Source organism: Bradyrhizobium sp. CCGUVB14, assembly GCF_024199935.1.
Taxonomy (GTDB): Bacteria; Pseudomonadota; Alphaproteobacteria; order Rhizobiales; family Xanthobacteraceae; genus Bradyrhizobium.
The window spans coordinates 6,970,369-6,985,040 of sequence record NZ_JANADS010000001.1 but is presented as its reverse complement, the minus strand read 5'-3'; the positions used below and the strand labels follow the sequence as shown (position 1 = coordinate 6,985,040).

Below are 14,672 nucleotides of genomic sequence, written 5' to 3'. Positions count from 1 at the left end.
CTGCTGACAAGAATCTGGCTGGTCGATATGCAAGTCTGCCTCCTTTCGCCAACATGCTTGATCCCGACCGAAGAGGTCGATCCCGACAGAGTGGCGGAACTGCAGGCACAGATCCTCAGCGCAGGTTCCTGGACTGTCCCGATCACGGCGGAGAAGGACGTCCTCTGCGTGATGGACGGACATCACCGGCTGACGGTCGCGCACCGTCTGCAACTACCGTTCGTGCCGGTAGTTCTCTTGGGCTACGGCGCAGTGCGGGTTGAGAGTTGGCGGCCGGGGCTGACCATCACGCCTGCGAGCATCCTCGCGATGGCGCGCAGTGGTCAAAAATTTCCCTGCAAGACGACGCGGCATATTCTCGATCAGAGCCTTCCCAGCTGCAACCTCTCCTTGGAGAGCTTGCGTCACTTGGCTCCGACAGAACACGTTGCCGCCCATGCCAAAAGGGCGGGGTCATGACCTTGCATGGCCATAAGCCTGGTGGGGGCCTCTTGCCGATTCTGCGGCCAGGGACAGCTGAGCTCTTGGGTGGCAACAGTCCGCTGCTGATCAATTGGGTTGACCGATATGGGTCTCCGGTCAATCTGATCTGGCCCGATGAGCTGCAGACAAATCTGGCCGCACTTAGGGGCGTCTTGCGAGAGAGCGGTGTCGTGAACGCGATCTATTACGGAGCGAAAGTCAACAAATCTCTCGGGCTGTTGGCTGCAGCTCTGCGCGCAGGGGCCGGCATTGACGTCTCAAGCCTTTATGAATTGCGAGATGCGAGACAGCTCGGTGCCGACGGCGCACAACTTGTAGCGACGGGCCCGGCAAAGACTGCGGCATTCCACAACGAGCTTATCAAATGCAACGCTTTGATTTCGGTGGATTCGCCCGAAGAGCTCGAGGATCTGATCCGCTGTCTTCCTAAAGGCGGCCCGGTTCAGCCGGTGTTACTGCGCCTGCGTCCCACCAGCCAGGCGCGGAGTCGCTTCGGCATGCCGGCCGCGGCCATCCGGTATTGTCTGTCGCGCATTGCCGGCGAAAGCCGGTTGCGATTTGACGGACTGCACTTCCACCTGAGTGGTTATGGCCGGGAATCTCGTGCGCAGGCGATGGAAGAATCGGCAGGCTTGATCAGCGAGTCCCGTGCTCAAGGTTTTGCGCCGCGCATGATCGACATTGGGGGCGGGCTACCGATCCAATATGTCGATCAACCCGCCTATCAGGCGCATCTTGCGGCACAGATGCCCGAGGATTACCGCACAGGGAAGGTGCCAGCCTCCTTCTATCCCTACGGGGGAGGGCTCTCTGCGGCCGATTGGCTGCGCTGTCTGCTGCGTGCGCCGATGGCCGGTGGCCGCAGCTTTGCCAGCTATCTCGCCCATGAGGGGCTGGTGTTGGGCATGGAGCCCGGGCGGGCACTGGCCGATCAGGTCGCGATTTCCGTCTTCCGGGTGTTGCGCGTGAAAGCCATTGGCCCTGATGCCCATGTCGTCTTCGTCGAAGGCTCTAGCTTCAGCGCTTGCGAAACCTGGTTTAGCTCCGAATTCCTGGTTGATCCCATCCTGGTTCCGGCTAGGCCGCCGCCGGTCGATGCAAAGCTGATCCGAGCTTATCTGGCGGGCCATAGCTGCCTGGACGAGGACGTCCTGAGCAATCGATGGCTCACCTTTCCGATCGCTCCGCAAGCGGGAGATCTTCTGGTTTACGCCAATACCGGCGGTTACCAGATGGACCTTCTTGAAAACGAATTCCATCGCCACCCGATGCCGAGCCGCCTTTGCGTAGTTCGGGATGCAAAAGGGCAGCCAACACTCGTTCCCGACACGATAGGAGAGGCACCATGCTCTGCACGACCGTAAGCCAGTTGATTGGTCAAACACCGGTGATGCCGATTGCCGTACCCAACAGTGACGCCACGCTGGTGTTGAAGCTGGAAAAGAACAATCCGGGTGGCTCCATGAAGGACCGCATGGCGCGCAGCATGGTGCTTGCCGCACTTGAGGACGGGCGTCTCCCGCCTGGCGGCACAATCGTCGAATCGTCGTCCGGAAACACCGGGATCGGGCTGGCGCTGATCGCATTGGAATTGGGTCTACGCTTCATTGCTGTTGTCGATCACCACGCAGCGCCGGATAAGATCCGCACCATGCGCGCGCTGGGTGCAGAAATTCGTTATGTCGAAGGCGACTATCGGGAGGACGAGGTTGCGGTGGTGGAGCGCCAACGGCTGGCCGCCCAAATTGGTGCACAGCTTCCTGATGCGTTGTTCATGAACCAGTCCGACAATCCGGCAAACCCGGAAGGCTATGCCGGTTTCGTCGAGGAGCTCCTGGCACAGCTCCCGGACGGCGTCGACGCCTATGTGGGCTGCGTCGGCACCGGCGGGTCAATGACCGGAATCGCCCAGCGCTTGAAGCGGGTCAATCCTGCTGTTCGGACGATCGCCGTGGAGCCAGCCGGCTCGATCGTCTTCGGCAGAGCCGGCCATCCATACTACCAGTCTGGCACGGGAACGCCAGCCGGCGATGAAATCGGCAAGGTGCTCGACTATGGATGCATCGATGAGGGAGTGCAGGTCACCGATACTCAGGCCTTCGAAACAGCACGCTTTATCGCGCGTCGCTACGGGGTTCTGGTAGGGGGCTCGACCGGAGGCACCATCTATAAGGCGCTGGAATTCATTGCGGCCGGCAAGCTGTCCGGCACCGTGGTTACGCCCGTTGCCGACGGTGGCGAGAAATATCTCGGTTCGGTCTTCGACGATGAATGGATGGCCAAGCGCGATTTGCTGGACCCGACAATCGCTGCACAGCTCGATGCCTGGCTACCGGGTAAGGCACGCGCAGCATGAAGGTGACAATCTGCGGTGCTGGGCGCACTGGGCATTTGAATGCCGTGCTCTTCAAGCAGCGTCCAGGTATCACCGTTTCCGTGCTGACCGGAGCGGCTGCGGTTGTCGATCGGTGGACGAGCGGAAGCGGTGTTTGGCAGGCCCAGGCGCCAGACGGCCAGTTCTTGAGCGGGCGTCCCGACTATGTCGGCCTCGATCCGAGCGAGGCACTCACAAACACGGACATGGTGATCGTCACGCAGCCGGCCCACGCGCGGCCCGCGCTTCTGCGCGATTTCGCACGGCATCTCCCTCGCGATAGGCGCGTCTATGTCGGCGCGATTCCCGGCTTTTGCGGTTTCAACTGGCTCGCAGCTGAAGCCTTTCCGGGCTCGGACAAGGTGGTGATCTGGGGCATGAAGGACGTGCCCCATACGGCCTTTGATCTCATCCCGGGCGAGCGGGTGCGCATGGGTGGGGCCAAGGCTCAGCTTTTCGCGGCGCTTCATCGTCGCGAGACCACAGCGAGCCGCGCCAAGCTCCAGGCGATGCTGAGCGACCTTTATGAAGCCCCCGTCACGCTTCTGCAGGATTATCTGGAAATCACGCTGACGCCGGGCAACGCCATGATGCATCCCGCTGTGCTCTATGCCTTGATCGGCCCAGGCGCCCCCTGGGAGAACAAACCCTTTGACCGTCCGCTTTGCTGGTGGAGCGATTGCCCGCGCGCGGGCGCCGAATTGCTGGAGGCCTGCGATGCGGAAAACCAGGCTATCCGCCATGCCGCCGAGCTACGCCTGGGTATTGATCTGAGTTCGGTGAAGCCGCTCCGGCAGGAATTGATCGAGGCTTATGGCAGCCAGATCGAGGATGACCGAACCATGTATTCGCTGTTGCGAACCAACCGCGCCTACGCGGGCATTCACGCCCCACTTGTTCCCAATCCGGACGGGTCTGGCCTGGTCATCGATCGCGCAAGCCGCGCTTTCCACGAAGATATCGCCTTCGGGCAGGCGCTGCTGGTGGATTTGGCCGCGCGGCTCAACGTGGCAACTCCCGCAATCACGAAGACTTATAACTGGGCGCTCAACTACCATGGCGGGTTCTCTGAACGTGCGCCGGGCTGTTTGCCTGCCGACTGGCCGGAGGAGGCATAATGGACGAGAGAATGTCGTCTTCCGCAGAGGCCGAAGCTCAGGCGCATGCGGCGCAGCTTTGGTTCGGCGCATCGCGCAATGCGCTCAACCGGTTGGTGCGTTGTCTGTTCGCCGAGCGTCTTCTTGAACCCGATGCATTGTTGTGGGCGCGCGACGGCAGTCAGGCGTGGCTTCCCCTTTGGGGAGGACGAAAGGTCCTGTATTTCAGCAACCTTCGACGCGCGCCCGCCGGAACATTACAGAATCGTGGGTCTGTCGAAATGCTCGACGAGACCGGCACCCGGCATGTGATCGATAGTCCCTCCAGCCTCATCCGCGAGATCATGCCTGCCTTAGAGATCTCGCCGGCATCGGACGGCGTCCAGTATTTGATCCGCGATGTCGAAGACAGTATGCGCAATGATGTCCTGGCGCGGCGTCACCGGGAGCAATGGAGCGCCGAGCTGCGCGGGAAAATCGCCGAAGCAGGCGCACGAGGCTTCCTCGAGTATCTGAAAGGGAGCTTGCCGCCACATCTGGCGGCGATGACTCTCGATCAATGGGGCTCGCTGGAGGGGCATCCCTTCTATCCCACATGGAAGGCAAAGCCCAACCTGCCTCCCGAAGACGTTACCGCCTTGTCGCCCGAGTTCGGAGCTCGCGTGGGCGTTCGAATCGCGGCGTTGCGCAAGGAGTGGTCCTATGTGGAGAAGATGCCGCATGTCGGTAGCTATTCGGAATGGTTCTCGCAAAAATTCCCTGAGCTCTGGCGCGACTGGGTCGATGGATTGAATGAACGTGGAAAGTCTCCTGAGGACTGGCTGCCTCTGCCGGTCCATAGCTGGCACCTCGACAATTTCGTGCGCTGTGAATTCGCGTCCGAGATCACCTCCGCAGTTTTCGATCCCGATGGTCCGGAGGTCGTAACCCTGCCGGCAATGTCGTTCCGCACCATGCTGCCGGATACACAGGAGCCCCGGCCCTTTATCAAGCTGCCTGTGGCGATCTGGATGACCAGCGAACGGCGCACGCTGCAGGCCAAGTCGATCTACATGGGGCCGCGTCTCAGCACCCTCATTTCCGACATTCTGTCAAAAGAGAGGGATATTTCGGACAGGTTGGAGATCTTCACCGAAGAGCTGGGCGCAATCCTGCACCACCCCGTAACGGGCGACGAGCATCCGGGCCGTTTCCTTTCGGTTGTCTACCGCAACTCCAGCGCTCTTACGCGAAGCGATGGGCTGCTGCCGGTCACCGTCGCGGCACTCTTGACGGCAAGCCCGATCGATGGCCGCCCGCTCATTTGCGAATTGATTGCGCGAAACGGCAATGAAAGCGAAGCAGCGGTATCCGCGTTCTTCCGTGCCTATGCAGCGACCGTCATCCGGCCCACGGTCGCCATGTATCTGCTTTACGGAATTGCCTTCGAGGCGCATCAGCAAAACAGCACGATCCTGTTCGATGAAACCGGCCACCCGCGGAAGCTGCTAATCCGCGATTTCGGCGATGGTCGCAGTTTTGTACCCCTCCTCAGGGAACGAGGACACCACCTCAAGCCTTTCACGCGCGCGGGGATCCTACCCACCACATTCGATGACGATATCAGTCTTGTACGCTCGTTCGTCATCGACGCCTGCTTCGTCTGCCACCTCCATGAGGTCGCGCTGTGCCTCCAGGAACATTATGCGCTGACGGGAACAGGCCTTTGGCGCATCCTGCGGGAAGAGACCGAGGCGGTTTTCGATGGGCTGAGGCCGCGCATGTTGTCGGACAAGTTTTGGCTGGAAGAGAGCGCGGCCTTTCTTGAAAAACCTTGGCCAACCCGCTCGGTGCTACGAATGCATCTGGAGCGTTATCGAGACTATCGCCTTGAGCACGAGCTGCCAAATCCGATGGCGGCAGCGGAATGACAAACGCTTCTGCCGCGGTTCGCGACTTCGGACCAGTTTTTGTTCTGCTGTTCGGGCTGCAATTCATTTCCATGGGTGCCATGGAAATGAGTGGTCCATTCTGGCCGATCCAAATCAAGCTGCTGAGCCCTTCCGATAGCGTTTTTGGCCTCGCGGGTGTCGGTGTCTACGTTTGCCCGATGATTGGCATGTCGCTGACCAGCACCTTTTGGGGGCGAATGGGCGATCGCTACGGCAATCGGCTGATGATGGTACGCGCGCTAGGCGGACTGGCGGTTACGCAAGTCCTTGTTGCTGTTGCACAGGATGTCTGGACGATCATGGCGCTGCGTTTCTTGCAGGGCGCCTGCGCAGGCTATATCGCCCCAGCGCAGGCCTATGGCGTGCAGATCACTGGCGGGAAGGATCGCGCAAGCCTCTTCGCCTGGCTTCAGGTTGCCACCAATGTGGGCTCGCTGGGCGGCGCTTTCCTGGGTGGCCTCATTCTCGACTACTTCCCTTTTGCCGCTGTCAATCTGACGGCCGGGGCAATTTGTGCGCTGTGCGCTGCCATTGCATGGTCGAGCCTGCCCGTACCGGCACTGGGAGCTATTGCCGCTAATCCCGCAGGCGCAGCTATCGCAAAACCTGCGGTGTCGACTGGTGTTCCGATCGGGGCTCTTCTTGCCTTGATGGGGATGCTGCTCGCCAGTCGTATGGTCCTGCAGGTTCCTTTCTCGCTGTACATGACCCAAATATTTGGTGCCCGGCACTGGGTCGCCGGCCTCACTTACGGGCTGCTGGCGTGCGGCTTTGTCGTGGCCGCGCCCTTGTGGGCGCGACTTTTCGAGAATCGAATGCCATCCTATGTACTGGGTGGGAACGTGCTCATTTCGGCCGCATGCGCTTTGGTTACGCATCTGGCGGGCAGCACGGACTCCGTTGCCGCATTCGCACTCCTTTATTTTGTCTGGGGCGCGCTTCTTGGGGGAACGACGCCGGCCCTTCTCGCGCTCATTTCGATAGCCGTGGCCAATGATCGGCAAGGGTCTGTTCTGGGCCTCGCGCAAGCTTCCCAGCAAGTCGCTTCCGTAAGCGGCATCATTGCCGGCGCGGGCGTCACGCAGTTCTTTGGTCTTGAAACGGCGTTCCCGCTGGTCGCTACGCTCTACGCCCTGTCATTCTTCTCGGCGCTAGGCATCTGGCTCAAGACTGGGCACCCCAAAGGAAGTTGAACATGACTTCACACCGATCGCTTCTGCGTGCCGCGGTGAGGGCTCTTGTCCTGATCGCTTTGCTTCCAACAGCAGCATTTGCCGGAGACCCTAGTCTGACGCAGACACAAGCCCCGCTTACCGTGACTGATATCGCGGGCCGGCAGGTGACGCTTAACGCGCCCGTCAAGCGCATGCTTCTGGGCGAGGGCCGGCAGCTCTATCTCATCGCCTCGCTTGAGCCCAAGAATCCTCTGGCCCACGTGGTTGCCTGGCGCACCGATCTGATCGCAGCCGATCCGGCCACCTATGCGCAGTATCTCGAAGTGTTTCCTGAGTTGGCGAATCTCCCATCATTTAAGGGGCAGGAGGACAGCCTGATCGACATCGAATCGACGATCATCCAGAAGCCTGACGTCGTGCTGCTCAACCTTGAAGCCGTGGAGGCCAACAAGGACGCCAACTACATCGAGAAGCTCGCGGCACTGAACATACCGGTCCTCTATATCGATTTTCGCCACCGTCCCTTGGAAAACACCGAGCCGACCATTCGGCTCCTGGGCAGGATCATGGGGCGTGAGGCGCGTTCGGAGGAGATCATCGCGTTCCGGCGCCAGGCCATGGCCGCGGTTGGCGATGTTCTCGCCGCCAAGCAACCAAAACGCCCCAATGTGTTCGTCGAGCGGATCGGTGGTTACTCGCAGGATTGCTGTCTGTCGTTTGGCGCCGAGAATTTCGGCAAATATGTCGAACTCGCCGGCGGCCATAATATCGGCGATATCATTCCTTCGACCTTCGGGCAGATCAGTCCCGAACATGTCATCGTCGCAGATCCCGAACATGTGGTGGTGACCAGCGCCGACTGGAAAGCCTATGTGCCCGGCGGACATTGGATTCCGCTCGGACCAGGGGCGGATCCTCGGGTGACGCGCAAGAAGCTCGAATGGTTCGTTACTCGCGACGCCTATACCGGTATCGCGGCAAAGAAGACGCGGAATTTTCACGGCATTTGGCATCAGTTCTACAATAGCCCCTACGAATTTGTCGCGGTCCAACAATTGGCAAAGTGGTTCCATCCCGATCTGTTTGCCGATCTGGACCCCAATGCGACATTTGCCGAATACCATCGCCGCTTCCTGCCCATCGCCTACCGGCCGGGCTATAGCATCAGCCTTTCCGACCGCCAGTGATGACAGATATCCATACCGAAACATTGCCCTTAGCCGGACGTGGCGCCTATCAAGCGCTCAGCGTCAGGCGGTGGATCATCCTCCTCATGCTGGTGGTCGGGGGTTGCGTCGCATTGGTCGGTGACATTTCGACGGGACCGGCCAGCTGCGGGTTTGGAGAAATTGTGCGCGCACTCGTTCTGCCGGCAGAGGCGGATGCGCAGACGCGCGTCATTGTTTGGTCGATCCGCATGCCGTCGGCTCTCATGGGCATCGTGGTCGGCGTGGCGCTTGCCATCGCCGGCGCTCAGATGCAGACCATCCTGAACAATCCGCTAGCAAGCCCGTTCACGCTGGGCATTTCCGCCGGTGCAAGCTTCGGCGCTGCCCTGGCGCTTGCCTTCGGTGTCGCGTTGGTTCCTGTGGCGGGCGACTACATCGTCGCGGCCAATGCTTTCGTCGTGGCCATGGCAACGGCTTTCCTGATCCATCTGGCAAGCCTGCGGCGCGGCGCCTCGATCCAGATGATCGTGCTTTTGGGCATAGCGCTGGTTTTCAGTTTCAACACGGCGCTCGCGATCATCCAGTATTTCGCTGCCGAGCAGGCGGTCGGGGCCATCGTCTTCTGGACCATGGGCAGCCTCACTAAGGCAACATGGCCCAAGCTTGCCATCACCGCGCTTGCCGTAGGTCTAACCTTGCCGGTTTTTCTGCGCCGCCGGTGGCAATTGACGGCGCTACGTCTTGGCGAGGCGCGGGCGGCGAGCTTCGGCATTCCCGTGCGGCGCCTGCGGCTCGAGACCCTAATCCTTGTTTCCCTTTTGTCGGCGATCCCGGTCGCGTTTGTCGGCACGATCGGTTTTATCGGTCTCGTAGGTCCCCACATCGCCCGCATGATGGTCGGCGAAGACCAGCGCTTCCTGCTGCCCGCGAGCGCGCTGACTGGCGCGCTGATCATGTCGGTCAGCTCCATCCTGGCCAAAATTGCGGTACCCGGCGCCGTGCTGCCGATCGGCATCGTCACCTCAGCGATCGGATTGCCGGTCTTCCTCTATCTGATCCTGAAAAGCGGAAGAGATATATGGTAATGCTGAGCACGCATCGCCTCGGCGCCCGCTTCGGATCTCGCCAAGTCCTGCATGATGTTACGCTTCCACCCTGTTATGGCGGCGAAGTGGTGGCCGTCATTGGACCGAATGCTGCGGGCAAGTCGACGCTGTTCCGGCGCCTGGCAGCCATTCTTCCCGGACCGGGCGAGTGCCGGCTGGAAGGCGTGAGCACTGCGGATCGCGCCATCGCCTACATGCCGCAGGACCAAACGGCAAGCGCAGTGCTGACTGTATTCGAGTCCGTCCTTCTTGCGCGCAAGCAGGTCAGCGGCTGGCGTCTGGAGAAATCTGATCTGGTGGCGGTGGACCAGGCGCTGGCGGTACTCGATATCGGCGATCTTGGCAGCGAAATCCTTTCCGAGCTGAGCGGCGGGCAGCGCCAGCTCGTGGGGTTAGCCCAATGTCTCGTGCGTGAACCGCAGGTGCTGCTCTTGGACGAGCCGACCAGCGCGCTGGATATGCACCGCCAGTTGGAGGCGATGCGGCAGGTGCGCAGCCTTGCACATGACGGCGGTATGCTCGTGCTGATCGCGCTGCACCAACTCGACCTTGCACTGAAATTTGCCGATAAGGTCGCTATCCTCTCTGACGGAACGTTGCACGATTTCGGCACGGCGGCTGGCGTCCTGACGCCGGAAAACCTTGCCACTACGTTTCGCATTAGGGCCCGTGTCGAATCCTGCTCGCAGGGCAAATCACATTTGATCGTCGACGACGCGATCTGACGCCGCAGGCGTCAGTGGCTGGCCAGAAGTCCATCGTAAAAAACAACTTGATGCCAAGCTAGCGAAAGGCGCTTGGGGTTGGGTGGCGCTGCCTTCGAAGTTTGCTCGGACTGCCTCTGCTTGGCTCCGGCTAGCTCAAATTGGCCCATGATGATCTGGAGCGATAACGCATCCTTTAAACGCTGAGAGCGCCATCAAGATAAACGTTACGACAGCCGACTTAGTCAAGGGGTTCGTAGAACGTCAAGGGGTTCGTAGAACGCGGCCGATCGCGGAAAGTGCGAGTTCTTTGCATCATGATCGTTACCGCGACGATTGGACCGGGCTTGGAAGAGCAATGCTCATAGTAGATGAAGTAGAATTCAGCCGACACGGGTAGAGCACGGCGCGAACTTTTGGAACAATTCAGCGCTTCACTTAAAGCATTACTAGAGCGGAAGGCCGTTCCGCGAAATGCGGAATTGAATTCCGCCGCAAGAAGGCGGGAGCGCGCCGCGCTCAACAGCAGTAATGGTGCCGGCAAATTTCATTGTTTTAATGGATCTTTTCGCTTGCTACTTACGTTCGGGACGCAGGGGTTATAGGTCATCGGGGCTGCTGCGGTCCGATTTACCGGCCTAGTGGATCGCGGTGCGGGATTGAACGAGGCGTGATCTTGTGCGCGTCGGATGGCAATCGCTACTGCGTTTGACACGTCGGGCAAAACACCGGCAGAGTGGCATCATTGAAAAGTTTGGTTCAGCTCGCGCGGAGCAATTCGCGGCGGGCTTTTATTTGAGAAAGTAAATCTGCGGGACCACGCAGTTAAATGCATTGTCCGTAAGCGAGAATTGACTTGGGGGCGCCCCGGTTGATTCTGGAGCCGAGCGCCACGGCAGAGCTCGGCTGGACAAGTTGATCGGATATTGCGTCACCATTTATTTCGCGAAGCTCCTTGTCTGGGACAAGGCTCTTGGCCTCAGATCAGCAGATCCTCTGGCAGGGTTTGCGGCGATCACCGCCATCTTGTCGTCTCCTTTCACTTTGCCAAGCGCGGTTTGAGAATGTTGTAAGGATCATCAAGTGGTGAAGATGCAGGATGACGACATCAGGGCGATCGTCGCCAAGACGCTGGCCGAGCAGCACAGGCTCCAGCAGGATAGTATCGACGCGATCGTGCCGAAGGCGGTGGCGTCGGTGCTGGCTTCCTTCGGGATCGAAGACGATGGCTGGAATGAGCTAAGGGCGGATTTCCAGCACCTGCGGCGGTGGCGAAAAAACGTGGAGCAGGCGCAGAGCTACACCTTCAAGGCAGTTATTACAGTGATTGCGGCCGGCCTGATGGGAGCCGTCTGGCTCGGCGTGAAGGTCGCGCTGAGCAGGTGAGCTTCCCGTGGTGGTGATGTCGTCGGTGGCCGGGTTGAGGCGTTCTGTTCCGATGGGTATGCCATGTACAAGACTTGGATGGTTGATGCGTCCGACGATGAGGTTGTCGAGATGTTGGCCGATCTGCATCGGTTCACATTCTTCGATGCGCGACTATGACGGATTTCGATCTCGGCGCGTGGTGGCTTGCCAGCTAGTGTGATGTTCTAGCCGCCTTCGCCGACGCCGTACCCCAACCTACGCGCGAAAATCCGGTTATCTATCGAGCGTTGACATCGTGCGACGACATCGGGCAAGGGGACTTCAGCGCAGATTGATGCGGGCCGTCAAAGCGCGGGACCGGGGTAGCCGATGGGAAAAGTATTGTTTCGGACGCAACAGGCAAGCGCTTCTCCGCGAATAATTTCATTAGGGCAGGCTATCGGCTGTATGAGCCCGAGGTGCCTTGGGCCTGGTCGCATACGCTTTATTGGCGAAGGTCGCTTCGCTGAGTGGGGTTTCCCGTGGTGCGGAAGGTACCGTTCGCAGATGCTTTTGGACCCGGCAACTTGACCGCTGCCGGGTTTTTTTGCGTATTGAAGCCCTGCTGTTGCAGCACTTGCGCAGCCGTCCCCATCGGGCTTTAAGTTCGCTTGCAGGAAATTCGGCGAGCACAAGCCGATGTAAGGGAGCGCCTAGGATGTCCACCAAGCCTCAATTGCCGGAACGGCCCTCGCGGGCGGCGGGAGGACCAACCGCGCTTGATGGTCTTCTGGTCGTCGATTTCACGCGCGTGGTCGCGGGTCCGGCCTGCACGCAGACGCTCGCGGATTTCGGCGCGCGCGTCATCAAGATCGAGAATCCCGATGGGGGCGACGACACCCGCGCCTATGAACATGCCGACATCGGCGGTGAGAGTGCGGCTTATCTCAGCCTGAACCGCAACAAGAGCGGCATCGCGCTCGATCTCGCCGTGCCGGAGGCGCGCGAGATCGCACTGGATTTGATCCGCAAGGCGGACGTGGTCGTCGAGAACTTTTCCAGCGGGGTCATGAAGAAGTTCGGCCTCGACTACGAGGCCGTTGCGCCGCTCAACCCGCGGCTGGTCTATTGCTCGATCTCCGCTTACGGACGAACCGGACCATTTGCCTCGCGCCCCGGTTTCGATCCTATCACGCAAGCCGAGAGCGGCTTCATGTCGCTCAACGGATTTGCCGATGGTCCGGCGGTTCGGACCGGCCCGCCGATTGTCGACATGGCGACCGGGATGTCGGCCTGCAATGCAATCCTGATGGCACTGATAGCGCGGGATCGACTCGGCCGCGGACAGCATGTCGAGGTAGCGCTGTTCGACGTCGCCATGGGGATGACTGGATTCTACGGCATGGCCTATCTCATCAGCGGCGAGAATCCCGGCCGGTTCGGCAATTCGCCGAGTGGCTCTCCCACTGTCGGTGTCTACGAGGCATCCGACGGTCCGCTCTACATGGCCTGCGCCAATGATCGGCTGTATCGGCGACTGGTGGTCGAGGTGATGAATCGCCCGGATCTCATCAACGAGCCGCAGTTCGCCACGCGCAAGGCGCGATCCGAGAACAAGGAGCTATTGCGCGCAGCTATCGCCGAGGTGTTCGCGAGCGACACGCTTGAGAACTGGATGGCAAGGATGAAGCTGGCCAATATCCCGGTCGGCTATCTCCGGACCGTCGAAGAGGGATTCAATGCGCCCGAAGCACGCGAACGCGCGCGCTTGAGCCGTATCCCGCATCGCACGGCGCGATGGGTGCCGAACATTGAGTCGCCGATCAACATGAGCCTGACGGCAGCAATTGATCCCGTGGCTGCACCTTTGTTGGGCGAGCATACCGGCGGCATCATGCGTGAAACGCTCGGTTATGACGAGGGCCGGATTGCGGCTTTGGCCCAAAAAGGCGCATTTGGGCAGCGCAAGCCGGGGACCTAGACGGCGCGCTGCACGGCTTGATTTGGCAAGGTTCCCGCCGCATAAATGCGTCAGAGCGAGGGACACGAATGGTGCCTGGTCAGGAGCCGAACATGGGTCGGTCGGTGGCGACGGACCCCGGCGAACGAGCCTATGCGACGATGGTTGCCAAGGCCCAGTCGCTCGTGCCGCAATTGCGGGAACGCGCGGCTCGCACCGAGGAACTGCGGCATCTGCCACTGGAAACTGAACGAGACCTGCACGATGCCGGCCTGTTTCGGATGCTTCAGCCGAGGCGCATCGGCGGTTCGGAGCTCGACTACGTCGCCCTGATCGATTGCGCCGAGCTGCTCGGTCGCGCTGATGCGTCGGTCGCCTGGAATCTGGCCAATCTGGCAAGCCACCACTGGATGCTCGGCATGTTCGAACCGCGCGCGCAGGATCTGGTCTGGGGCCGTGACCCGGACGTTCTGATCGCATCATCGTTCATCTTCCCCGCCGGCCGCGCCAGTAAGGTCGAGGGCGGATACCGATTGCACGGAAGCTGGCCGTTCTCGTCTGGTGTCGGCTCCTGTGAATGGAACATGCTCGCGAGCGTCGTGTCGTCCGACGACGAGGCTGACGGCATCGAATACCGCATCTTCCTGTTGCCGAAGGCCGATTACAAGATCCTCGACACCTGGAACGTCGCGGGACTGCGCGGCACCGGATCGTCGGATGTGGAAGTCAGGGACGCCTTCGTGCCCGAGCATATGACGGTCGCTGTCCGTGATTTGGCTGGAGGCGCAACGCCCGGAAGCGGTGTGAATCCCAATCCGCTCTACGCGCTGCCGGTGTTCTCACTGTTTCCTTATGTTCTCTCCGGCGTCGCGCTCGGAAATGCGCAGGCGTGCCTCGACGACTATGCGGAGGTCGCACGTCACCGCATATCAACATACAACCGCGCCAAGCTGAGCGACTTCCAAAGCACGCAAATCAAGATCGCGGAGGCTTCCGCCAAGATCGATGCTGCGCGCCTCATCATGCGTGCGGCCTGCATCGAGGCGATGGAGCACGCGCGCGGCAAGCACACGCCCGACATGGCGATTAAGACCAGGTATCGGCGTGATGGGGCGTTCTCGGTCAATCTCTGCACGGATGCCGTCTCGATGCTGTTCGCGGCAAGTGGCGCGCGCGGCCTGTTCACGACGGGGGTGTTGCAACGGCAGTTCCGAGATGCGCATGCCATCAATTCGCACCTCGCATTCAATTTCGATGCGGCCGGAACCAACTATGGACGCGTGGCACTCGGCCTGCCGTCCGAGAATCTCACCTTGTGAGGCCGGC

The 14,672-nt window shown here is 60.4% G+C and carries 12 protein-coding genes; all 12 read left to right on the top strand.

Annotation, left to right across the window (positions count from 1 at the left end; translation table 11 throughout):
* Positions 1–27 precede the first annotated feature (27 nt).
* The 12 genes from NLM32_RS32745 (at position 28) to NLM32_RS32685 (ending at position 14,665) form a co-directional block, all read left to right on the top strand.
* Positions 28–459 (top strand): hypothetical protein, encoded by a 432-nt coding sequence (locus tag NLM32_RS32745; protein ID WP_254135477.1) that lies wholly within the window; start codon positions 28–30, stop codon positions 457–459.
* Positions 456–1,847: a Y4yA family PLP-dependent enzyme gene (locus tag NLM32_RS32740; protein WP_254132844.1), complete on the top strand. Its 1,392-nt coding sequence runs from the start codon at positions 456–458 to the stop codon at positions 1,845–1,847. Before NLM32_RS32745 ends, NLM32_RS32740 begins: the two co-directional genes overlap by 4 nt.
* Positions 1,829–2,839 carry a PLP-dependent cysteine synthase family protein gene (locus NLM32_RS32735; protein WP_254132843.1) on the top strand — a complete coding sequence of 337 codons (1,011 nt, stop codon included), beginning with the start codon at positions 1,829–1,831 and terminating at the stop codon, positions 2,837–2,839. Before NLM32_RS32740 ends, NLM32_RS32735 begins: the two co-directional genes overlap by 19 nt.
* A complete protein-coding gene (locus NLM32_RS32730; protein WP_254132842.1) occupies positions 2,836–3,975 on the top strand; it encodes an NAD/NADP octopine/nopaline dehydrogenase family protein in 1,140 nt (379 codons plus the stop codon). Before NLM32_RS32735 ends, NLM32_RS32730 begins: the two co-directional genes overlap by 4 nt.
* On the top strand, positions 3,975–5,864 hold the full coding sequence (locus NLM32_RS32725) for an IucA/IucC family siderophore biosynthesis protein (protein ID WP_254132841.1): 1,890 nt from the start codon (positions 3,975–3,977) through the stop codon (positions 5,862–5,864). Before NLM32_RS32730 ends, NLM32_RS32725 begins: the two co-directional genes overlap by 1 nt.
* Positions 5,861–7,078, top strand: coding sequence for an MFS transporter (locus NLM32_RS32720; RefSeq protein ID WP_254132840.1), 1,218 nt, complete (start codon positions 5,861–5,863; stop codon positions 7,076–7,078). The genes NLM32_RS32725 and NLM32_RS32720 overlap by 4 nt, the downstream gene beginning before the upstream one ends.
* Positions 7,079–7,080: 2 nt before the next feature.
* A complete protein-coding gene (locus NLM32_RS32715) occupies positions 7,081–8,247 on the top strand; it encodes an ABC transporter substrate-binding protein (RefSeq protein WP_254132839.1) in 1,167 nt (388 codons plus the stop codon).
* Positions 8,247–9,314 (top strand): iron ABC transporter permease, encoded by a 1,068-nt coding sequence (locus tag NLM32_RS32710; RefSeq protein ID WP_254132838.1) that lies wholly within the window; start codon positions 8,247–8,249, stop codon positions 9,312–9,314. Before NLM32_RS32715 ends, NLM32_RS32710 begins: the two co-directional genes overlap by 1 nt.
* Positions 9,308–10,060, top strand: coding sequence for an ABC transporter ATP-binding protein (locus NLM32_RS32705; protein WP_254132837.1), 753 nt, complete (start codon positions 9,308–9,310; stop codon positions 10,058–10,060). The genes NLM32_RS32710 and NLM32_RS32705 overlap by 7 nt, the downstream gene beginning before the upstream one ends.
* Before the next feature lie 1,071 nt (positions 10,061–11,131).
* Positions 11,132–11,425: a hypothetical protein gene (locus tag NLM32_RS32700; protein WP_256568592.1), complete on the top strand. Its 294-nt coding sequence runs from the start codon at positions 11,132–11,134 to the stop codon at positions 11,423–11,425.
* A 679-nt stretch (positions 11,426–12,104) separates the two neighbouring features.
* Complete coding sequence (locus NLM32_RS32690; RefSeq protein WP_254132836.1) at positions 12,105–13,367, top strand: CaiB/BaiF CoA-transferase family protein; 1,263 nt, start codon at positions 12,105–12,107, stop codon at positions 13,365–13,367.
* Between the two features lie 68 nt (positions 13,368–13,435).
* Positions 13,436–14,665, top strand: coding sequence for an acyl-CoA dehydrogenase family protein (locus NLM32_RS32685; protein ID WP_254132835.1), 1,230 nt, complete (start codon positions 13,436–13,438; stop codon positions 14,663–14,665).
* The last annotated feature ends 7 nt before the right edge of the window (positions 14,666–14,672 follow it).

Coding starts and splice junctions, on each gene's coding strand:
- NLM32_RS32745 (WP_254135477.1), top strand. CDS start 28: ATGCAAGTCTGCCTCCTTTCGCCAACATGCTTGATCCCGACCGAAGAG.
- NLM32_RS32740 (WP_254132844.1), top strand. CDS start 456: ATGACCTTGCATGGCCATAAGCCTGGTGGGGGCCTCTTGCCGATTCTG.
- NLM32_RS32735 (WP_254132843.1), top strand. CDS start 1,829: ATGCTCTGCACGACCGTAAGCCAGTTGATTGGTCAAACACCGGTGATG.
- NLM32_RS32730 (WP_254132842.1), top strand. CDS start 2,836: ATGAAGGTGACAATCTGCGGTGCTGGGCGCACTGGGCATTTGAATGCC.
- NLM32_RS32725 (WP_254132841.1), top strand. CDS start 3,975: ATGGACGAGAGAATGTCGTCTTCCGCAGAGGCCGAAGCTCAGGCGCAT.
- NLM32_RS32720 (WP_254132840.1), top strand. CDS start 5,861: ATGACAAACGCTTCTGCCGCGGTTCGCGACTTCGGACCAGTTTTTGTT.
- NLM32_RS32715 (WP_254132839.1), top strand. CDS start 7,081: ATGACTTCACACCGATCGCTTCTGCGTGCCGCGGTGAGGGCTCTTGTC.
- NLM32_RS32710 (WP_254132838.1), top strand. CDS start 8,247: ATGACAGATATCCATACCGAAACATTGCCCTTAGCCGGACGTGGCGCC.
- NLM32_RS32705 (WP_254132837.1), top strand. CDS start 9,308: ATGGTAATGCTGAGCACGCATCGCCTCGGCGCCCGCTTCGGATCTCGC.
- NLM32_RS32700 (WP_256568592.1), top strand. CDS start 11,132: ATGCAGGATGACGACATCAGGGCGATCGTCGCCAAGACGCTGGCCGAG.
- NLM32_RS32690 (WP_254132836.1), top strand. CDS start 12,105: ATGTCCACCAAGCCTCAATTGCCGGAACGGCCCTCGCGGGCGGCGGGA.
- NLM32_RS32685 (WP_254132835.1), top strand. CDS start 13,436: ATGGTGCCTGGTCAGGAGCCGAACATGGGTCGGTCGGTGGCGACGGAC.